Source organism: Glutamicibacter sp. FBE19, assembly GCF_015524875.1.
Taxonomy (GTDB): Bacteria; Actinomycetota; Actinomycetes; order Actinomycetales; family Micrococcaceae; genus Glutamicibacter; species Glutamicibacter halophytocola.
This window is the reverse complement of sequence record NZ_JACKQN010000001.1, coordinates 625,472-645,957: the sequence shown is the minus strand read 5'-3', so window position 1 is coordinate 645,957 and position 20,486 is coordinate 625,472. Positions and strand designations below refer to the sequence as shown.

Annotated in this window: 16 protein-coding genes; 9 read left to right on the top strand and 7 right to left on the bottom strand. The window is 60.2% G+C overall.

The annotated features are described in order from the left end of the window. Positions 1-340 precede the first annotated feature (340 nt). The 5 genes from H6F58_RS02905 to H6F58_RS02885 form a co-directional block, all read right to left on the bottom strand. Complete coding sequence (locus H6F58_RS02905; RefSeq protein ID WP_060702603.1) at positions 341-1,702, bottom strand: gluconate:H+ symporter; 1,362 nt, start codon at positions 1,700-1,702, stop codon at positions 341-343. Between the two features lie 472 nt (positions 1,703-2,174). Beyond that, complete coding sequence (locus H6F58_RS02900; protein ID WP_060702604.1) at positions 2,175-2,570, bottom strand: universal stress protein; 396 nt, start codon at positions 2,568-2,570, stop codon at positions 2,175-2,177. Next, complete coding sequence (locus H6F58_RS02895) at positions 2,567-4,096, bottom strand: tripartite tricarboxylate transporter permease (RefSeq protein ID WP_060702605.1); 1,530 nt, start codon at positions 4,094-4,096, stop codon at positions 2,567-2,569. Before H6F58_RS02895 ends, H6F58_RS02900 begins: the two co-directional genes overlap by 4 nt. 23 nt (positions 4,097-4,119) lie before the next feature. Further along, positions 4,120-4,671 carry a tripartite tricarboxylate transporter TctB family protein gene (locus H6F58_RS02890; protein ID WP_195181055.1) on the bottom strand — a complete coding sequence of 184 codons (552 nt, stop codon included), beginning with the start codon at positions 4,669-4,671 and terminating at the stop codon, positions 4,120-4,122. 51 nt (positions 4,672-4,722) lie between these two features. Beyond that, positions 4,723-5,724: a tripartite tricarboxylate transporter substrate binding protein gene (locus H6F58_RS02885; protein ID WP_060702607.1), complete on the bottom strand. Its 1,002-nt coding sequence runs from the start codon at positions 5,722-5,724 to the stop codon at positions 4,723-4,725. 153 nt (positions 5,725-5,877) lie between these two features. Between H6F58_RS02885 and H6F58_RS02880 the strand changes: the two genes are divergently transcribed. The 6 genes from H6F58_RS02880 (at position 5,878) to H6F58_RS02855 (ending at position 12,985) form a co-directional block, all read left to right on the top strand. Beyond that, positions 5,878-6,765 carry a LysR family transcriptional regulator gene (locus tag H6F58_RS02880; RefSeq protein ID WP_060702608.1) on the top strand — a complete coding sequence of 296 codons (888 nt, stop codon included), beginning with the start codon at positions 5,878-5,880 and terminating at the stop codon, positions 6,763-6,765. Between the two features lie 204 nt (positions 6,766-6,969). Continuing rightward, complete coding sequence (gene kdgD / locus H6F58_RS02875) at positions 6,970-7,908, top strand: 5-dehydro-4-deoxyglucarate dehydratase (RefSeq protein WP_060702609.1); 939 nt, start codon at positions 6,970-6,972, stop codon at positions 7,906-7,908. A 57-nt stretch (positions 7,909-7,965) separates the two neighbouring features. Continuing rightward, positions 7,966-9,555, top strand: a complete 1,590-nt coding sequence (locus H6F58_RS02870; RefSeq protein WP_195181125.1) for an aldehyde dehydrogenase (NADP(+)) — start codon at positions 7,966-7,968, stop codon at positions 9,553-9,555. Between the two features lie 4 nt (positions 9,556-9,559). Beyond that, positions 9,560-10,885 (top strand): enolase C-terminal domain-like protein, encoded by a 1,326-nt coding sequence (locus H6F58_RS02865; protein ID WP_060702611.1) that lies wholly within the window; start codon positions 9,560-9,562, stop codon positions 10,883-10,885. 138 nt (positions 10,886-11,023) lie between these two features. Then, positions 11,024-11,962 (top strand): AEC family transporter, encoded by a 939-nt coding sequence (locus tag H6F58_RS02860; protein WP_060702612.1) that lies wholly within the window; start codon positions 11,024-11,026, stop codon positions 11,960-11,962. Positions 11,963-12,049: 87 nt separating this feature from the next. Continuing rightward, on the top strand, positions 12,050-12,985 hold the full coding sequence (locus H6F58_RS02855) for an AEC family transporter (protein WP_060702613.1): 936 nt from the start codon (positions 12,050-12,052) through the stop codon (positions 12,983-12,985). A 378-nt stretch (positions 12,986-13,363) separates the two neighbouring features. Here the strand turns inward: H6F58_RS02855 and H6F58_RS02850 are convergent, their stop codons facing one another. Further along, positions 13,364-14,299 (bottom strand): LysR family transcriptional regulator, encoded by a 936-nt coding sequence (locus H6F58_RS02850; RefSeq protein ID WP_060702614.1) that lies wholly within the window; start codon positions 14,297-14,299, stop codon positions 13,364-13,366. Positions 14,300-14,402: 103 nt separating this feature from the next. On the opposite strand from H6F58_RS02850, the gene H6F58_RS02845 reads away from it, so the two are divergent. From H6F58_RS02845 to H6F58_RS02835, 3 genes are all read left to right on the top strand, one after another. Next, the gene (locus H6F58_RS02845; RefSeq protein WP_060702615.1) at positions 14,403-15,680 is read left to right on the top strand and encodes an enolase C-terminal domain-like protein; all 1,278 of its coding nucleotides are present in this window, start codon (positions 14,403-14,405) and stop codon (positions 15,678-15,680) included. A gap of 17 nt (positions 15,681-15,697) precedes the next feature. After that, the gene (locus H6F58_RS02840; RefSeq protein ID WP_195181054.1) at positions 15,698-16,645 is read left to right on the top strand and encodes a 2-hydroxyacid dehydrogenase; all 948 of its coding nucleotides are present in this window, start codon (positions 15,698-15,700) and stop codon (positions 16,643-16,645) included. Between the two features lie 80 nt (positions 16,646-16,725). Beyond that, a complete protein-coding gene (locus H6F58_RS02835) occupies positions 16,726-17,169 on the top strand; it encodes a MarR family transcriptional regulator (RefSeq protein WP_060702616.1) in 444 nt (147 codons plus the stop codon). Positions 17,170-17,181: 12 nt separating this feature from the next. On the opposite strand, the gene H6F58_RS18375 is transcribed toward H6F58_RS02835, so the two are convergent. Continuing rightward, on the bottom strand, positions 17,182-20,370 hold the full coding sequence (locus tag H6F58_RS18375) for a DEAD/DEAH box helicase (protein ID WP_206693402.1): 3,189 nt from the start codon (positions 20,368-20,370) through the stop codon (positions 17,182-17,184). Between the last annotated feature and the right edge of the window lie 116 nt (positions 20,371-20,486).

Genomic DNA, 20,486 nt, shown 5'->3' with positions numbered 1-20,486 from the left:
TAACAACGATAACACCGCTTTCGTATCAACGCAATGAACTTTTCATATCACTGATATGAACTGCTGGTGCAACAGGTCGGCGCCCGATCACGGCCGCCCCTCCACTGGAGCGCAACCAGTCCCCGCCGTGCCGCGGTGAACATGAGGCCATCAGCATGGCCTTTGATGCTCCGGCGGGCGGTGGCCAATTGGCACTCGATGCTGCCTTCCCTGCTTGGGATGCGGCTCTTAGACTCTCTCTCCCTCTTTCAATTGTTCGACCGACAGGGATCCGCTTCAGGAATGCATGACAAAGACCCCAGGGCATCTGCCCTGGGGTCTTTGTCATGGCTGCTGGAGACTAGCCGATGAATGTGCTCAGCAACAGCACGCCGAGCAGGCCGAGAACCGCCAGTACCGTGGTGTACGTGGTGCGCACCGCGATGGCCTGGCCGACGTTCAGGCTGAAGTATTCCTTGAACATCCAGAAGCCCGGGTCATTCACGTGGCTGAAGGCCAGGGAGCCACAGGCTGTAGCCAGCACCATGAGCTCAGGCGAGGCACCGGTTGCTGCAACAATCGGGGCCGCGATGCCTGCCGCGGTGGATACCGCAACAGTCGCCGAGCCCAGCGCGATGCGCAGGATGGCTGCGATCAGCCAGGCAAGGATGATCGGGTTCAGATCCCAGTTGTTGGCGTGATGGGCGATGTAGTCGGCAATGCCTGCGGAAACCAGCACCTGCTTGAAAGCGCCACCGGCACCGATTACCAGAATGATCATGGCCATCGCACGAGCGCCTTCGCTCATGGACTTTCCCACCTGCGCCATGGTGCGGCCCTGCGCCGGCCCGAAGGCGATGGTGGCAACGATCAGCGCGATCAGCAGGGAGATCTCGGGAGAGCCGAACATCTTCAAGACGTGATGCCAGGCGTCGTCGCCCTCGCCGATGGCCATGAGGATGAGCTCGGAACCTGCGATCAGAATGACAGGCAGCAGCGCCACGAAGAAGGACATGAAGCCCGAAGGCAGGTCCTTTTCCTCGAATTCCTTGTCGGACAACAGGCCGCCGGGAATTTTGGGGTCAAGCTTGCGCACGAATGGCAGGCGCGGCCAGAGCATTGCCATCAAGGCGCCAGCTGGAACGGCAATCATCAGCCCGTAGGCCAGGGTCATGCCCACCGAGGCGTCATACAGCCCGGCGACAGCCGTCGGACCCGGGTGAGGAGGCAGGAACGAGTGCATGGTGGACAAAGAGATGGACATCGGCAGGCCCACCCACAGCAGGTTCACCTTGGTGGCGCGCACCAGGGTGAAGGCCACCGGAACCAGGATCACGAAGGCGACCTCGTAGAACATGGTCACGCCGATCAGCATCGATGCGACGATCATGGCCCACTGCACGCCCTTGGCGCCAAAGACGCCCAGGATCTTGTTGGCGATGCGCTGGGCGGCACCGGCGTCGCCCATGACGCGGCCGATCATGGCGCCAAGGCCGACCACTACAGCAGTTCCGCCAAGCTGGCCGCCAATGCCGTCCTTGATGACTTCCGGGATCTGAGCCAGTCCGGCACTCTCCCCGTCGACGGAAAAGTTGCCAGTGGCAACTGCCCAGAAGGCCACCAGCGCTGATACAACCAGCAGGGAGATGAACCCGTTGAGCTTGAACTTCATCATGAGGACAAGCAGTACGACGACTGACAGCCCAACAATGACCATAGGCATATGTAGGCGCTCCGATCTTCTTGCAAAATTTGTGGTGCCTGAATTGGCAATCGGGCACTTATCTCGGTCTTGTTGACCCACGAGACACCGCTTGCGGATTTGTGCCAGCAATCACGTTATCCATGCCACAAGTGCCTCGTCCAAGACCGCACAGGCATGCAGTAATACCCATCCAGCATGACCCGCGCGCACGGCAAAGTGGTTCCAGGTCACAATCCCCGGAACTATCTGTTGTTTTACGCCGTATTCGCCCCTGGCGCTTCCCTGCGGATGACCGGCTTCATGCAACCAGTGTGAGATAGTTCACCCCTGGTGCGCCGTTGTGCACCGGTCCACAGCTCCATGGCCCGACCGCTCCCCCGATGCTCGATGAACCGTGGAGGCCAGCACCATTCCTTTTGGGCATGGCAAAGGCCCGTTGTTGGGCACCGTTTCTGGTGCCCAGCAACGGGCCTTTCAGCTGCGCCTAGGGCTAGGCAGAGGCCTTCACTGCCAGCACAGGACGATCTGCCTGCAGCAGGATGCGCTGGGCGTGCGAGCCCATGATGAACTTGCCCACCTGGGTGCGGTGGCGCAGTCCGATCACGATCAGCGAGACATCCTGCTCGGAGGCGATGCGCAGGAACTCCTCGGTCAGATCATCGCGGTACGTGGACTCGATGATCTGGCTTTCGATGCCGGCGGCGGCGACCGCGGCATCCACTTCGTTCCAGTCGTCCATGGACGCGGTGTTCTTGTCCACCAATGCGCCTTCACGCGAGGAGTTGACGATCAGCAGCTCCTCATTGCGAAGCTTGGCCTCGGCGATGGCGGCGGCCAGGGCGGCCTTGCCTACCGGGGTGGGAACGTATCCGACGATGATGCTCATACTTTTTCCTTTTCGGTCGCTATCTGTGCCGCCAGCGGCTTCTTCTTGTTCTTGACGATGGCGCCCTTGGCGATCGGCCAGAGCGCAACGAAAACGAATACCACGAGCAGCGTGGCCGAAATCGGTCGAGTCAGGAAGCCGCCCAGATCACCTTCCAGCACCAGCAGCGAGCGGCGCAGATTCGATTCCAGCAGGCTGCCCAGCACGAAGGCCAGCACCAGCGGGCCCGGTTCAAAGCCGAACTTCTTCATCAGGTAGCCCAATGCTCCGAAGACGACGACCATAAGCACATCGAAGATCGAGTTGCGGATGGTGTAGGCACCCAGCATCGTGATCAGCGCAGTAATCGGGGCAAGAATCGCAGCTCGGATGCGCAGGATGCGGATGAAAACACCGACCAGCGGGATGGACATCAGGAGCAAGAGGATGTTGCCGATGTACATGGAGTTCACAACGCCCCAGAACAGTTCGGGATCTTCGCCGATCAGCTGCGGACCCGGGGTGATTCCTTGAATCAGCAGTGCACCGAAGATGATCGCCATGGTTCCGTTGGCGGGGATGCCCAAGGTCAGCAGCGGGATGAACGAGCTGGTTGCCGCGGCGTTGTTAGCCGTTTCCGGACCGGCAACGCCCTCAATGGCGCCACGGCCGAAGCGGGATGGATCCTTGGCGGTCTTCTTCTCCACGGCGTAGGACACCAGCGACGAAATCGTGGCACCGCCGCCGGGAAGGATGCCCAGGAGGAAGCCGAGAACCGACCCGCGGCCCATCGCCGGGGCAGCCTGCTTGATGTCCTTGCCCGAAGGCCAGACGCGCTTGACCTTGACCGGCGCACTGGCCGCACGGTGGCGGTCTTCAAGGTTGTAGAGGATCTCGCCAATGCCGAACAAGCCCATGGCCAGCGGCGCGAAGTCAATGCCGTCGGCCAGCGACAGGTTGCCGAAGGTAAAGCGCTCGGCTCCGGTGAAGATGTCGCGTCCGACCGTGGCAAGAAGCAGGCCCACCGCGGCGGCAATGATGGCCTTGTTCTTGGAGGATCCGGAGATCGTGGCCACCAGCAAGATGCCCAGCAGCGCCAGCGCCGCATATTCCGGCGGGCCGAAGTCCAGCGCGAAGCTGGCCACCAGCGGAGCCAAGAAGGTCAGGCCGATGATGGAGACCGTCGCACCGGCAAATGAGCCGATAGCTGCAATGCCCAGGGCAGTCCCGGCGCGCCCCTGCTTGGCCATGACATAGCCGTCGAAGACCGTTACTACCGAGCTGGCCTCCCCCGGCAGCCGCAGCAGCACCGAGGTAATGGTGCCACCGTACTGGGCACCGTAGAAAATGCCGGCCAGCATGATGATGGCCGTGACCGGTTCAATGCCATAGGTCAGCGGGAGCAGAATGGCGATTGTTGCCGCTGGGCCCAAGCCCGGAAGCACGCCGACCAGCATGCCGATGACAACACCGACCAGGCAATAGAGAAGGTTGGTGGGATCCAGAACGGTTCCAAAACCGTCCAGGACTGGTCCAAAGAAGTCCATAGTTTGTCCTTATTCTTCCGTCGCTAGATCAAGTGCGGAATGCTGGTGCCCAAGGCGACAATGAAGATGAGGTAGAAAATCACTACGACAATCAGCGAGTAGAGCGTGGCTGAGCGCCAGCGTTCGCCGCCCAGCCACCTCATCCATACGAAGCTCAATAGCAGCGCTGGCACTTCGAAGCCAATGACTGGCATGAGGATCACCAGCAGAATCAGCGTGGCGAATCCGATCAGCGGGAACCAGCTGTAGCTGCTGAATTTTTCGCCGTCTTCGCCGCCCCTGCGCCCCACCAGGAGCTGCACCAAGGCCATGACGCCAATAATGATGCTGACGATGAACGGCCACATGCCGGCTTTTGGTGTCTGAGGAGTTCCCAGATCCAAGCCGATGGACAGGATGACTCCTGCCACGGCCAAGGCCAGAACGACCAGGCTCGAGGCCGCATTTGCGATTGGCCCTGACTTGGGAGGCGCTTCGGCATCCCAGAGTTCAGCCAGTTCCTCCGGCGTCGCGGCATCGAGCTCGGTGTCGGCTTCCGGCTCCGGCGCTTCAGGCGCTTCTTTGTGCTTTTGCATGGGTGTTTACCTTAAATTGTTCTCGCGCGTGCTCGTGAAACAGTGCGGAGACTACTGGCCCGACACCAGGGAGATGCCCTCGTCCTCGGTCAGCTTCTTGTACTTCGCGGCCAGCTCGGTCCACTCGGACACGACTTCCTCGCCCGAGATCTCATGCGGGGTCAGCAAGTTGTTCTTGTTGAACTCCTTGTAGGCGTCGGTCTGGGTTGCAGCCTCGATGGCGCTGGTCAGCTTCTCCTTGACCGAATCATCCAGGCCCTTTGGCACGCCGACTGCGCGGAACTGGGAGACAGGAACGTCGTAACCGAGTTCAGTGGCGGTTGGCACGTCCGGGAGGAAGTCATTGCGCTCGGTCGAGAAGACCACCAGCGGCACCACGGTGCCGGCATCAATCTGCGGCTTGGCCTCGCCCAGCTGCACGGTGGAAATCTGGACCTGGTCGCCCATCACCGCGGTCAGGGCCGGCGAGCCCGAGTCGAATGGAACGGTGGTGCCCTCGGCATCGGCCTGGGCCAGGATGACTTCCTGTGCCAGCTGCGAGCCGGTGCCTACGCCGGTGGTGCCGAATGACAGCTTCTTCTCGCTCTTGGCAACGTCCTCGAAGGATTTGATGCCGGACTTCTTGCTGGCGATCATGACGTAATCGTCCTGGGAGAGGCCGGCGAGCACGTCAACATCGTCAATGCTCATGGCTTCATCGTCCGAAACCGCCAGTGGAGTAATCGTAAACAGCGAGGCGTTCAGCATGACCAGGTTCTGGCCGTCCGGAGTCATCTCGGCAACTTCCTTGGTGACCAGGCCTCCATTGGCACCGGGCTTGTTCACGGCCGGAACTGCGACGCCGAGCTCATCGGCCATTCCGTCGGCCAGCGCGCGGGCAATGAGGTCGGTGGATCCGCCTGGGGCGGCACCGACATTAAAGGTCACCGGTCCGTTGGGGAATTCGCCTTCGCTGGAGCTGCCGCCAACATTGCCGCCGCAGGCGGTGAGGGACAGGGCCACGGCAGCTGCCGATACGGACAACAGCGTCCGGCGGAAAGTGCGAGTCTTCATGAGAATGTCTCCTGGGTAATCGAGTGCGGTGTAGTTCATGTCATGGGGGTGTGTGAACCACCTCACTGACACGAGTACTAGACAAGAGTAGAAACGAGTTACGATACATGTCCAAGACCCTATCCGCATGGCATGATACCCGGAAGGTAAAACTTGTTTACCCTAGATCAGGCTCGCAGCTTTGTCGCTGTCGCCGAAGAGCTGCATTTCGGCCGGGCCGCCGAGCGCCTGCAGATAACCCAACCCCCGTTGAGCCGCCAGATCCAGAAGCTCGAACGGATCGTCGGCGTTGAACTGCTTGAGCGCGACAATCGCCGCGTCGCCCTCACCGCCGCTGGCGAAGCCTTCCTTTCCGAGGCCCGGCGGCTGGTCATTGCCGCCGAGCGGGCACCGGAGAGCGCCCGGCGCATTGCCAGCGGCCAGCTTGGCGCCCTGCGCATCGGCTTCACCGCTGCCACCGGCTTCTCGATGCTCGGCTCATTGCTGGAAGAAATCGCGGTCAAGATGCCTAACGTGCATCTGGAGTTGACCGAACTGGTCACCAGCGAACAGGTCACCGCCTTGCTCGATGGCGACCTGGACCTGGGCCTGGCCCGTCCGCCGTTCGACGAAAAGCTCTTCGGTTCCACCCTGCTGCTCTCCGAGGGGCTGTTTGTCGCGGTGCCTTCCAGCCACCGGCTGGCCCGGCTGCAGCGGGACCTGACCGCAGAGGACCTGGCCGATGAGCCGCTGATCATGCACTCGCCCACCAAGGCCCGCTACTTCTACGACCTGGTGGTCCGCCAGATCGAGATCGAGCACAAGAACGTGCGCCATACCGTCAGCCAGATCCTGACCATGATCTCGCTGGTTGCCGCAGGGCGCGGCATTGCCTTTGTGCCCGAAAGCGCCAAGGTGCTCGGCGTCCAGGGCGTGTCCTACCTGCGGCTGATCAGCCCGACGGAGCATCCCGTGGAGCTGCATGCCATCTGGAATCGCGAATCGCGCAACCCAGCCCTGGCGCGCATGCTGCAGATCATCAACTCCGATCCACTGAACTAGAAATCTCGCCGATTTTGCGCAGGTCACCTATGCATTAGCCAGATGCGGCACCTCTTATGCCGTGAAGGTATCAATCAATACAAATTAGGCCTTGGACAGGCATAAATCCTTTTCCTAGTCTTGAGTCAACAGGAATTCGCTTCCGATCACATACTCCTCCGCGCTACCCGTCTTTGGACCTGCGGATCAAGCAAAGGACTCGCCATGACTAAGTACACCCCAGCTGAACTTGCCAACAAGCTCAAGGACGGACTGCTTTCTTTCCCAGTGACCGCGTTTGATGCAGACCTGCAGGTCGACGAGGCCGCTTACCGCAAGCACCTGGACTGGCAGTCGAGCTTCAACGTCGCCGGCCTCTTTGCAGCCGGCGGCACCGGCGAGGGCTTCTCGCTGACCACCGAGGAATCCAAGAACGTCGTGCGCATGGCCGTCGAGGAAGCCGGCGACCGCGTTCCTGTGCTGGCTTCGGCCGGCGGCTCGACCCGCCAGGCCATCGAGCAGGCGCAGAACGCCGAGGAAGTAGGCGCAGAGGGCCTGCTGCTCCTGCCTCCATACCTGACCGAAAATGACCAGGAGGGCCTGTACCAGCACGTTTCGGCCATCGCCAAGTCCACCAAGGTCGGCATCATCGTCTACAACCGCGCCAACGCCATCTACTCGCCGGACACCGTGGCGCGCCTGGCCGAGAACCACGAGAACTTCATCGGCTTCAAGGACGCCATCGGCGACATCGAGCACAACACCAGGATGTACGCCAAGAACGGCGACCGCCTGTTCTACCTGGGCGGCCTGCCCACCGCGGAAACCTTCGCCCTGCCGCTGCTGCAGCTGGGCATGAGCACCTACTCTTCGGCCATGTACAACTTCGTTCCAGAGTTCGCGCTGGACTTCTACAAGGACGTGCGCAACCTGGACCGCGTGGCAGTGAACGAGAAGCTCAACCGCTTCGTCCTTCCATACCTGGATATCCGCGACCGCGTGAAGGGCTACGGTGTGTCCATCGTCAAGGGCGGCATGAAGGCCATCGGCCGCGACTGCGGTTCGGTGCGCACCCCATTGCAGGACATGTCCGAGCAGGACCTGGCGGATCTGTCCACCCTCATCAAGACGGCAGGCATCGTTCCTGCCGGCGCCAGCCTGTAACTGCGCAGTCCACGACAAATCTTTTCATCTGTTGACCAGGGAGCTCCTTTGACTAGCATCACCCAGAACCTGACCGGCCAGTCCATCCTCGCAGGCGTGCGCACTGCGGGCAACGGACGCGAAGTTCACGGCTACAACCCAGCAACCAACCAGCCGTTGGAACCTGCCTATAGCCTGATTGACGAAGCCCAGCTGAAAATCGCCACGGCCGCTGCCGCGGAGGCTTTCACCTCGTTCCGCGCCCTGGTACCGGCCAAGCACGCCGATTTCCTCGACGCCATTGCAGCAAATATCGAAGCTGTGCGCGAGGAGCTGGTAGCCCGCGCCATGGCCGAAACCGGCCTTCCCGAGGCCCGCCTCAACGGCGAAACCGCCCGCACCGCCGGACAGCTGCGCCTGTTCGCAAGCGTGGTCCGCACTGGCGACTTCCACGGCGCCCGCATCGATCCAGCCCTGCCAGAGCGCAGCCCGCTGCCGCGCGTGGATATCCGCCAGCGCAAGGTGCCGATGGGACCGGTTGCGGTCTTCGGCGCCTCGAACTTCCCGCTGGCTTTCTCCACCGCCGGCGGCGATACCGCCTCGGCACTGGCGGCCGGCTGCCCAGTAGTTTTCAAGGCCCACAACGCCCACCCGGGCACCAGTGAAATTGTCGGTTCGGCCATCACCAAGGCCATCGAGGAATTCGACCTGCACCCAGGAGTCTTCTCCCTGGTCTACGGCCCAGGCGCGTCAATCGGCCAGGCACTGGTTTCCGACCCGGTGATCAAGGCCGTAGGCTTCACCGGATCGCGCTCCGGCGGCGTGGCACTGATGGAAACCGCGGCCAAGCGCCCAGAGCCGATCCCGGTCTACGCCGAGATGTCCTCGATCAACCCGGTGATCTTCTTTGAAGGCGCCCTGGCAGATCCCGAGGCGCAGGCCAAGGCCTACCTGGGATCGCTGACTGGTTCCTCCGGCCAGCTGTGCACCGCACCGGGACTGGTCTTTGTTCCGGCTGGCGGGGCAGGCGACGCCTTTGTGGCAGCCATTTCCGGCAATGCGCCATCGCACAGCGGGCAGACCATGTTGACCGCGGGCATCTACACCTCGTGGGTCGCAGGTGTCGAGGCACTTGGCGCCCAGGAAGGTGTTGAACTGGTTGGCCAGGGCACCGAAGGCTCCACCGAAAACGCTCCTGCGCCACGGGTCTTCGCTTCCGGTGTCCAGCAGCTCAACGAGAACCCGGTGCTGCAAGACGAGATCTTCGGCGCCGCTTCGCTGGTGATCCGCTACGAGTCGGTGGAAGAACTCGACTCGGCGCTATCCAAGCTGGAAGGCCAGTTGACCGCTACGTTGCAGCTGACCGAAGCCGACTACGCGCAGGCCGCGGGAATCATCCCGACCCTGGAGCTGAAGGTTGGACGCATCCTGCTCAACGGCTGGCCAACGGGTGTCGAGGTGGGCCACGCGATGGTCCACGGCGGCCCGTTCCCGGCAACCTCCGCTCCGCAGACCACCTCGGTCGGGTCCCTGGCCATCGAGCGCTTCCTGCGTCCGGTCGCCTACCAGAATTTCCCCGAGGCCCTGCTGCCCAAGCCAATCGCGCAGGCCAATGAGTGGAACCTGAACCGTCTGGTCGACGGCACCATGACCGTCGCAGGAGAGTAAGCGCATGAGTAACCCAACCATTGTTTCGGTCAAGGTCATCCCAGTTGCCGGCCATGACTCCATGCTGCTGAACCTTTCCGGCGCCCATGGGCCGTTCTTTACCCGCAACATCGCCATCGTCACCGATTCCGACGGCCGTACCGGCCTCGGCGAGGTGCCTGGCGGCGAAGCAATTCGTTCAACCATTGAAGAAGCAGGGGCGCTGATTTCCGGCGCTCCGGTAGCGACCTACCGTTCGCTGCTGCGCAAGGTGTCCTCCCGTTTCGCTGACCGCGATGCGGGCGGTCGAGGCGCGCAGACTTTTGATCTGCGCACCACAGTGCACGCCGTCACCGCCCTGGAATCCGCGCTCCTAGACCTGCACGGGCAATTCCTGGGCGTGCCGGTGGCCGAGTTGCTAGGCGATGGCCAGCAGCGCGAGGCGGTACCGATGCTCGGTTACCTCTTCTACGTCGGCAACCCGGATATCACGGACCTGCCTTACCTGCGCGAACCGCAGGGTGCAGATGACTGGGAACGCGTGCGCCGCGAAGAAGCCATGACCCCTGAAGGCGTGGTTCGCCTGGCCGAAGCCGCACAGGCCCGCTACGGGTTCAAGGACTTCAAGCTCAAGGGCGGAGTGCAAGCGGGCGACCTGGAAGTTGATGCGGTCACCGCCTTGAAGCAGCGCTTCCCCGAAGCCCGGATCACCCTGGACCCCAATGGCGGCTGGCTGCTTGAGGACGCAATCCGCTTGGGCAAGCGCATGAAGGGCATTGTCGCCTACGCAGAGGATCCATGTGGCCCCGAAGGGCGTTTCTCCGGCCGCGAGGTCATGAGCGAATTCCGCCGGGCCACCGGGCTGCAGACCGCAACCAACATGATCGCCACCGACTGGCGCGAAATGGCTCACGCGGTGCGCACCAACGCTGTCGATATCCCGCTGGCAGACCCGCACTTCTGGACCATGTCCGGCTCGGTGCGCGTGGCCCAGCTGTGCAACGAGTTCGGCTTGACTTGGGGTTCGCACTCCAACAACCACTTCGATATTTCGCTGGCCATGTTCACCCAGGTAGGCGCCGCCGCTCCGGGCGAGATCACCGCCTTGGATACCCACTGGATTTGGCAGGACGGCCAGGATCTGACGCAGAACGCGCCACAGATCGTGGACGGTGAAGTAAAGGTTCCAGAAGCCGCCGGCCTGGGCGTCACGCTGAACATGGACCGGGTCAACGAGGCGCACGAGCTGTACAAGGAACATGGCTTGGGTTCGCGTGATGACGCGGTCTCCATGCAATACCTGATTCCTGGTTGGACTTTTGATTCCAAGAGCCCTGCCCTGGTGCGCTAGCGCAATAGAGCAAGTACAAAACACACATTGCCCAGGGGGCGGTGGATGCCTGAATCGGACGATGGCATCGGCCGTCCCCCTCGGTGTGCCGCAGCGCAGTGCGGAAACACGGTCGGGCGTTTGCGGCTTGGAGGCCTGATGCAGGGAGTCTTACAGGGCTTTGCGGTAGTGATCATCCTGATTGGCATCGGCTTCTTCACGGCACGGTATATGCCGCGGCACCGCGAAGCCATCGCCAAGGGCTTAACTCCGCTGATCTACTACATCACCAACCCCGCGCTGATGTTCATCCTTCTTTCGGGCACCGATCTGCACGCGGTCGTTGGGGTATTCACCCCGATCGCCTTGATCACCGCGGTGGTGACCGGCGGCGTGTTTGCGCTGCTGGCCAAAGTATTTTTCAAAACACCGCTGCAGCGCATTCCGGCCGGAGCCATGGCCACCAGCTACGTTAATGCTGGGAACATTGGCGTGCCGCTGGCCTTGTACGCCGTGGGAAGCACCACCCCGGTGGTATCGGTGCTGGCAGCCCAGCTGCTGATCATTGCGCCCCTGTACATGTGCCTGTTCGCCCTGGTATCGCGCCACGACGGCGCGAACGATTCAACCCCGCTGGGGCGCACTATTCTCAAATCCGTGGCCAATCCGGTCACCATTGCCACCTTCATCGGTGCGCTCTTCTCATGGTTCAGCTTCAAATTGCCCGAGGTGCTGCACTCCCCCGTGCAAATGCTCGGCGACTCTTCCATCCCGTTGCTGCTCATGGCATTCGGCATGTCGCTGTACGGGCAGAAGCCCTTGGCGGATAAAGCCTTGCGCGGCGAAGTTCTACTTGGCGCAGGGCTCAAGGTGCTGTTCATGCCGGTCGTCGCGTTCGTGCTTGCTAAACTGGTGTTCGGATTGCAAGGCACGGATCTGCTAGGTGTAGTTATCATGGCTGCCCTTCCGACAGCTCAGAATGTGCTGCTTTTTTCCCAGCAGTTCCGGCTCAACCCGGTAGTTCCACGAGAAGTAATCCTGTCCAGCACGCTGCTCACCCTTCCGGTGGTTTTACTAGCCACGTTCTTGCTGACGTAGAAGAGTGAGCATATATATAGCCATGCGATCATTGGCCCAGTTCACGGCTGCTGGCTCAAGCGTTGCCCTCCAACCACTAGGAGAATAATGTACGGCGTCATCGAAGGATTCTTCGGTATCTGGGTCATTATCGGTGTCGGCTACTGGTCGGGGAAAAAGAATCTCTTCGGGGACAACGGACGCTATATCCTGAACCGGCTGACGTTTTTTATCGCTTCCCCGACACTGCTATTCACCACCATTTCCGCAGCCAAGCCCCAACAGGCGCTGGGGCCGCAGCTGTTTATTGCCGGGATTTCGGCCATGGTTGTTTTTCTGGCTTACGGGATTTTCTCCCGGCTGGCATTCAAGCGCACCCCTGGAGAACGAACCATTGGCGCGATGGCAGCCTCGACGGTCAATGCAGGCAACCTGGGCCTTCCCATTGCCATCTATGCGCTGGGAGACATTTCCCTGGCGGCTCCGATTGCGCTCTTCCAGATGTCGGTGATGACCCCGCTCTCGCTGTCGCTCATGGAAAAAGCCACTGCCAAGGGCGGAACGAAGTTCACCGGAGTTCTTTGGCGCACGATCAGCAATCCGATGATCCTCGCTTCGGTTCTGGGCCTGCTCTGCTCGATCTACCAGTGGCAACCACCGCAGATCATCATGACCCCGATTGAGCTCTTGGCTGGCGCTTCGATCCCGGCCATGCTGCTCGGTTTCGGCTTGTCCCTGGTCGGGTCCCGCCCGCTGCAGCGCAGCTCCCAGCGCAGGACCGAGGTATGGGTTGCCACCTTCAGCAAACTGGTGTTGCATCCGCTGCTGGCCTGGGCGCTGGCCGCCTGGGTATTCCGGCTTGACTCCACCGGACAATACATCGCCGTCATCATGGCCGCGCTGCCCACTGCACAAAATATCTTTGTTAATGCAGACCGGTACGAGTCTGGCATCACCATCGCCAAGGATACGGTTCTGTTGACTACAGTGCTGGGGATCCCGGCAATGCTTGGATTCGCGGCACTGCTGCTGCACCTCGGCTAGTGGCCATCGACCTCTCCTGATTCGGGCGAGACCAAAGGCGCGCCGAGGCCATTCGCTCCAAGCAAGACCGAGCCAAAAACACAGCCCCTCATTCTCTGTGCAACTGGGATTAGCAACTGCGATGTGCCTGATTTCAAGCGCACGAGTCGGTGAAGCCAATATGTTTCCCGCGGGGCCTACCGCATGTGGAGCACCTGATCCTTAGGCGGCTAAACATCCATTTTGGGCGCTGGTTGGCATCTATCCAGCACCACGGGCATATCCGGTCAGCTGGCAACATTTGCTTGGCTCATCGACAAGCCGAACTGCGGCATCTCCAAAGTGCCGTTCCTCCGCAACCGCAACAAGATTTCCAGCTGGTTCACGGCGAACATGCGCTTAGCCTCGATTGCCCTTGATGGCCGGACCTTCGACGGTCTGAATCGACTCCAGGTAAATTTCCTTCAGGCGTCGAGCCGCGGGGTTGGCGTTGGTCTCTTCCATGGCCAGAACAATGTCAGATTGATTCATTTCTTGAAGTCCCGAAGGTCCCACCAATTCTTCAAAGGCTACAGAATCCGGTGAATACTGCATCGATCCAGCAGGAACAAGTGAAACCCCCAGCCCCACCGCTACCAGGGATATGAGCGCCGGTATCTGGCTGGCGATTTGCGTGATGGTCGGCTTGGCTCCCACCGAGTCGAAGAGTCTCAACACAAGTTCGTGGAAATAGCGCCCCTCCGATGTTGAATACATCATCAACGGCAGGCCCTCCAGTTCCTTGATCAGCACCCCTTTGCCGGTGACCAGGTAATGATCCTTGGGCAATGCGACTACCAACCGGTCTTTTTTCACCAGGGTCGTTTCCACGCCGGCGCGGTTGGTGAACGGTCGCAGCAGTCCCAGGTCCAGCGTGCCCTTGCTCAGCCCATCCAGCTGCTCTACGGAGACGGCCTCGCGCAGCACCAAGGAGACCCCGGGCAGTTCTCGGGCCGCAGTAGCCAAGAACTCTGGAAGGACGGATTGCCCAGCGACTGCTGTGTAGCCCACGACTACGGTTCCGAAGTCCCCAGTGGCCACCCGTGATACTTCCATGCTTGTCTTGCGGCTCATGTCGACGATGCGCCGGGCATTCGGCAGCAGCACTTTTCCCGCGGTAGTCAGCTGCACTGTGCGTGATGTGCGGGTGAATAATTTGGCTTGCAGTTCACGCTCAAGCAGCTGGATTTGCCGGCTCAGCGGTGGCTGCGTCATGTTCAGTCGTTCAGCGGCTGCGCCGAAATGCAGCTCTTCGGCTACCGCGATGAAGGATTCCAATTGCACCAGAGAAAACATCAATGCGCCTTTTGAATTGAATCTTGCACTTTTTAGCTTGGACAGGTATCGAACTTTCATCATACTGTGATTCAGAACGCAATCTAGAATTGGAGCTTTTTTCATGTCCACTCCCCGTGCACTCATCACGTCGGTAGAGGTTACCCCGGTAGCTTTCGCCGATCCTCCACTGCTTAATTCGGTCGGGGTGCACGAGCCGTATGCGCTGCGAGCCATCGTCGTGGTTCGCACGGACGCTGGACATTACGGGTTGGGCGAAACCTACGGGGATGAAACGCACGTCGCTCGGCTGAAACGAGCCGGCGAGTTCCTGGTCGGCACGGACGCATTCAACATCAACAAGATCGCCGAACGCGTTGCAGAATCGCTTGCCGACGACAGCGGCCAAGGCGGACACGGCACTGGTGGCATGGTCACCACGACGTCGCTCGAAGACCGTGTGCTTTCAGCTTTCGATGTCGCCGCATTGGACATCCAGGGCAAAGTGCTCGGTGTTCCCGTCAGCACCCTGCTTGGCGGAGCGGTCCGCGATGAGGTGGAATTCAGCGGCTACCTGTTTTACAAGTGGGCCGGGCATCCTGGCTACGCTGACGATCAATGGGGCGCCGCGCTGGACCCGAGCGGCATCGTGGCGCAGGCTCGCAAGATGGTCGACCAATACGGATTCAAAGCCCTGAAGCTCAAAGGCGGAGTCTTCCCTCCCGATGAGGAGGCAGCTGCCATCGAAGCATTGCGCGAGGCATTCCCGGACATCCTCCTGCGCATCGATCCCAATGGCGTGTGGAACGTCGAGACTGCGGTGCGCATCGGCCAGCGCCTGGAACCGGTCCTGGAATATCTGGAAGACCCCTGCCTGTCCATCGAGGACAATGCCCAAGTGCGCAAGCAGGTGAATCTGCCGCTGGCGACCAACATGTGCGTTGTCGCCTTCAACGACTTGCCCCCAGCGATCAAGGCCGAGGCAGTGGATGTTGTTCTTTCGGATCACCATTTCTGGGGCGGGCTGAACCGTTCGCGCCTGTTGGCTGGCATTGCCCAGACCTTCGACTTGCGCCTGTCCATGCACTCGAACTCGCACCTGGGCATCAGTTTCGCCGCGATGATCCAGCTGGCCAGCGCCACCAAGAATATTGACTATGCCTGCGATACCCACTGGCCATGGAAGAAGCCGGAAGATGACGTGATCGTCCCCGGTGTCTTGTCCATCGCCGAGGGCAAGGTGAAGGTCCCCACCGCACCGGGGCTGGGCGTGGAGCTGGATGAAGCAGCCCTGGCACGCATGCACCAGCAGTATCTCGACGCGGGTTTGACCAAGCGAGATGACACCAGCTACATGCAGTCCATCAATCCGGAGTACGAGCTCCAGGTGCCTCGTTGGTAGCTCGGCTGCAGGTGGTGGTGACCGATCCGATTTTGGAGCGGCTCGCCGACGATTTCGTGGAGCAAGCCGGGCAGCACGACTGGCATTTCGCCTCTGCACTTTCACCGGAACGGCAGCAAGTCCTGCTGGCATCCTGCGATGTGCTCGTGTGCGCGCGGCTCACTCCTGAGCAGGCGCGGGGTTGCGGTGCGCGATATGTGCACATTACCGGTATCGGTGCCGACCGGGTTGCGGTAGCCCATTTGCCTGCCGGAACTATCGTTTCCCGCACTGGCCATCATGAGCGTTCCATCGCGGAACATGTAGTGATGGTCTCGATGGTCCACCAACGCCGGCTGCTGGAGACCAGTCGGGAACTGCAGGCTGGAATCTGGCGTACGGTAGCGACAGCTCCCCAGACACCAATGAATCCAACTTTTTCGGGACTGACCTTCGGATTCGTGGGCCTTGGCGGTATCGGCGAACAGGCGCTGGCACTGTGCAACGCCCTGGGGGCGCGGAGCGTCGCGGTGCGCCGGTCTCCCGGTGGAGCACTGCCTGCCGGGCTGGAATGGGCCAAGACCATGGATGCGTTGCCAGAGCTCCTCTCGGCCAGCGATGTCGTCGTGCTCGGCGTGCCTCTTACGGCCGAAACCACCGGGCTGATCGGCGCAAGCCAGCTGCGCCAGATGCGCCCGGGCGCGCTGCTGGTCAACGTGTCGCGCGGTCCGGTAGTCGACCAGGACGCGCTGTTCGAAGCGCTGGTCAATCAATCAATTGGTGGCGCCGCGCTTGATGTCTGGTGGGACGCGCCTTCCGGCGTGGTAGCGCCTGAAGCAGTCCGCAGATTTGCCCAGCTGCCAAATGTCATCGCCACACCGCACAACTCAGGACATACACTGGATACCTTCGGTTCCAGGGTGGGTGAAATCGCTCAGAACATCACTGCTTTTGCCGACGGCCGGAGCTTGAGCAACCAGCTTTAGGGCCGCGCCAAGTCAACGGCAGGTCGCAATGAAGCAACCAAGACGCGTCCGTGTCGATGATGCTCCGTAGAATAGTAGCCATGCAAGATGAAAAGCTGTTGCAAACGGTTGAAGAAGAGTTCACCGCCATACTTCTGCACGCCCGGGATATGCTCATTCGCCGTGCGAAGGCCGTACACCCGGACCTGCAGGCACCAGGCTACCGGGTATTGGCACTGGTCATCCGTGATGACGCCCAACAGCAGGGCGTCCTAGCAGAAAAACTCCGCCTGGATAAGGCGACCATTTCCCGTTTGGTTCAGCATCTGGAAGCCCTTGGACTGGTCACCCGAACCCAGGACCCTTCCGATGGCCGGGCGCAGCTGGTCTCCGCGACCCCGCTGGCCCATGAGAAATGGCTGGCTAGCGGCAACACCTTGCGTCAAGAACTGCGTCGGCAGCTCACCGAATGGGAACCGGGCGAGCTGCAGAACTTCGGTGAATTGCTGCACCGATTGAACATCAGCTTCGGCGAACTTGCCTAGACGGCAAGGCAGTTAGCTCATCAGGGCCAAGAAGTCATCTGCATTCAGGGCTGCCTGCTGCCCTGCTTGGGCTTCGTCGCCAAGGACATCATTAAAGAGCTGCGTCTTCTTCGCTTGAAGTGCCAGAACCTTGGATTCGATGGTGTCCTTAGCGACGAGGCGATAAACATAGACCGGCTTCTCCTGGCCGATGCGATGCGCGCGGTCAATAGCCTGGGCCTCGGCAGCCGGATTCCACCAAGGGTCCAACAAGATGCAGTAGTCCGCCGCCGTGAGGTTGATGCCAAAACCGCCTGACTTCAGCGAGATGAAGAAGACCGGGAACTGGCCATCTGTGAACCCCTCAATCAATTCCTTGCGCTTGGCGGCACTTGTCGAACCGTCCAGGTAGCCATGAGCAATGCCCAGCTCTTCGGCTATCTCCTTCGCTTTGGTAAGGAAGCTGGTGAACTGGCTGAAGATCAAGATCTTGTGTCCTTCTGCCACGGCATCGCCAATCATTTCACGCAGCAATTCGAGCTTCGCGCTCGCTCCGTCCCCTTCTCCGACCAGTGACGGGTCCAGGGCCAGCTGACGCAGCAAAGTGAGCGACTGGAGGATTTTGAACCGGTTCGAATCGACGTCGTCAACCAAGCCGAGCACCTCTTGGCGCACGCGCTGGAAACGCCGGTCGTAGGCTTTGCGGTGGTTTGGTTCCAGTTCCACCTCCAAGATTTGCTCCGTCTTGGCAGGAAGTTCGGGAACAACCTGTTCCTTGGTGCGCCGAAGGACAAAGGGGCGCAGCCGGCTCTTGAGCCGTTCAAGCCGTTCCTTGTCCCCGTCGGATATCTGCTTTTGGTAGTTGTCCTTGAAAGCGTTCTGAGCGCCCAACAGCCCAGGGGCTGCCAGCGAAACCAGGGCCCACAGCTCCAGCAGGTTGTTCTCCATCGGAGTGCCTGTGACCACAAATTTGCAGGGGACAGGCAGTTGCCGGGCCTGCTTATATCCCTTGGAGGCATGGTTCTTCAGCTGTTGGGCTTCATCCATGATCATGACCGAGAACCCTGCCGCTTCGAACTCTTCATAGGAGAGCCGGAAGATCGCATAGCTGGTCACGATCAACTGGGCATCGCCCAACTGGTCTGCGACTGTTTGCCCTGCCTTCTTGGCGGTAGAGGTAATCCCCCGCGTCTTCAGATTGGGAGTGAACCGGTGTGCTTCATTGATCCAGTTGCCTACGACCGAGGTAGGTGCCAGAACCAGGAATTTTTGGCCCGGGTTCTCGATGCGTGCCTGTTCGAGGCACGCCAGCAATTGGACGGTTTTACCCAGGCCCATGTCATCTGCCAGAACCCCTCCCAGCGAGTGGGTTCGCAGGAAGTTAAGCCACGCGAGCCCCTGTTCCTGGTAAGGGCGCAAGTTGGCCTTGAAACTCTCGGGCAGTTCCACGGGATTAAGCTCTTCGCCGCTGGTGAGCTCATTCATGTTCTGCAGCCACTGGTTATGCTGGGCTTCGATAATGCCCAGATCCAGCAGTTCCTTCCACCAGTCGATGCTCAGTTTGTGTACCCGAATTGTATTGCCTTCGACCTTGCCTAATTCACCGGCCTCGTCGATCAGCTGACGCAGCTGGGCGAAGTCTTCTCCGCCGATGGGAATGACGGTCAGGTCCTCAAGAACCAGATAATCCAAGTGCAGCGTGAGCGCAGCTAGCAGTAGCGCAAATGGCACCTTGATGTCATCGATGGTGACCTCGACTGTCAGATCAAACCAGTCTCCAGTGCTTTCACCAGCATCGATGGCTACCGTCGCAGGAGAGTCGATAATCCGATACTTGGGAAGCTGGTTCTGGGCTTCAATCAAGATATCGGGATGTTCTTCCAGTAACGGCAAGGTGTAGACCAAGAAGTCGATGGACTCATCCATCGTCAGCTCTCGATCTTCGTAGATCCCGTTCGATTTCACCTGTCCCAAGGCAGAGTCGTCGCCCAATTTGTCATTGATCGAAGCGATGATTTCCTTTTCAACACTTCGCTGGCGTTGGGCCTTGGCTGCGTACTTCCATGAATAATGCAGGCTGACGCTGTCGGCAGTGCTTGAAACGCGCAGTCGCAGCACTGGTCGTGGAGGGTCGGGGATGGCGTAGGAAACATCCGCGCTCTTCAATGGCGCCAGCTGGCGCACCCTGTCCAGATGGGTTTGCTCAAACCGGCCTACTTCAGAAGACGGAATGAACTGGACACCGGAGGCAATAAACGTGGCGAGCTCTGCTGATACCGGATCAGCAAATTCTGCCAGGCCCCAGGTCTTGGATTTGGCCAACGGCTGGGAGGAAAAAGCCACAAAAGCAGGGGGATTTCCTACGGGCAACAGGTGCGTGTGTTCAGGTTCAGGACCATGAAGCACGCCTTCGACGGTCAGGCCGTTTTCCCCTTGACGGAAATCCACGTATGCATGGGCCAGTTTTTCACTGAAGTTCACCGGCGGCTTGGACGCAGAACCGCCATTAATAATGGCAACGCCTGCATCCTTGAGATCCTTGAAAGCGGCCAAGAGATCCTTGCCAGGAAGTTCCATCAAGGAAATCCAGTCTGTGGTTTCCCAGAAATGACCGTACTTCACCTTTTCGGCATGTTCCCGCAGGCGGTTCAATTCCACGACTGCGCGGCGTTGCGCCCTGGAAAAGTGCTCGTCAAAGGCGACCGATTTCCAGCTAATGCCGGTCTGCACCCACGGGCTCTTGGTTCCTTGCTTTGCCGGCCTCGCTTGGAGAGTGAGGACATCTTCTCCTCCGTACCGTGGCTCTGTGACGACCTTCAAAATCAGGCCCAGCGGCTCTTCGACAATGTCGGTTTCTACTTCAACGACGGGCAACAACCGATTCAGGTTTCGTTCCCATTGGGGAACCGCATTGCGTTGCCAGCCATAAGGGTCGGCTGCCTGATCCGAGACGTAGAGCGGGTCTTCGGCGTCGCTGACTATCTCCAGCAGCAGTGCTGCGACTTCCGGGCAGGAGTACTCAGATGGATGTTCGGTGCAGAAAGAGTGGAATTCTATGCCCTCGTTGCCGATCCGAAACCCGACCATGACCTCGCTGTTGCGAACCAGCGCAGTGACTCGGGCGTTCCCCCGTTCACGATGGCGTTCAACATCCTGGACTTTTCCGGATTCGAAGAAGAATTGCCCGATGCGAAGTTCTTCCTCGGACACTAATGAGTTCACTGAGGAAAGAGTCAGCTGGAATTCCATCATCGCCATCCATGGGTAGTGCGTTGGAGCGGATTGCTACCCACCATCCTATCGACGCTAAGGGACAGGACAGCCATGACGAAACGTTA

Bases quoted from the DNA above. Each gene is read 5' to 3' on its own strand.
- H6F58_RS02905 (WP_060702603.1), bottom strand. From the start codon at position 1,702: ATGCCTATGGTCATTGTTGGGCTGTCAGTCGTCGTACTGCTTGTCCTC.
- H6F58_RS02900 (WP_060702604.1), bottom strand. From the start codon at position 2,570: ATGAGCATCATCGTCGGATACGTTCCCACCCCGGTAGGCAAGGCCGCC.
- H6F58_RS02895 (WP_060702605.1), bottom strand. From the start codon at position 4,096: ATGGACTTCTTTGGACCAGTCCTGGACGGTTTTGGAACCGTTCTGGAT.
- H6F58_RS02890 (WP_195181055.1), bottom strand. From the start codon at position 4,671: ATGCAAAAGCACAAAGAAGCGCCTGAAGCGCCGGAGCCGGAAGCCGAC.
- H6F58_RS02885 (WP_060702607.1), bottom strand. From the start codon at position 5,724: ATGAAGACTCGCACTTTCCGCCGGACGCTGTTGTCCGTATCGGCAGCT.
- kdgD (WP_060702609.1), top strand. From the start codon at position 6,970: ATGACTAAGTACACCCCAGCTGAACTTGCCAACAAGCTCAAGGACGGA.
- H6F58_RS02865 (WP_060702611.1), top strand. From the start codon at position 9,560: ATGAGTAACCCAACCATTGTTTCGGTCAAGGTCATCCCAGTTGCCGGC.
- H6F58_RS02860 (WP_060702612.1), top strand. From the start codon at position 11,024: ATGCAGGGAGTCTTACAGGGCTTTGCGGTAGTGATCATCCTGATTGGC.
- H6F58_RS02855 (WP_060702613.1), top strand. From the start codon at position 12,050: ATGTACGGCGTCATCGAAGGATTCTTCGGTATCTGGGTCATTATCGGT.
- H6F58_RS02850 (WP_060702614.1), bottom strand. From the start codon at position 14,299: ATGTTTTCTCTGGTGCAATTGGAATCCTTCATCGCGGTAGCCGAAGAG.
- H6F58_RS02845 (WP_060702615.1), top strand. From the start codon at position 14,403: ATGTCCACTCCCCGTGCACTCATCACGTCGGTAGAGGTTACCCCGGTA.
- H6F58_RS02835 (WP_060702616.1), top strand. From the start codon at position 16,726: ATGCAAGATGAAAAGCTGTTGCAAACGGTTGAAGAAGAGTTCACCGCC.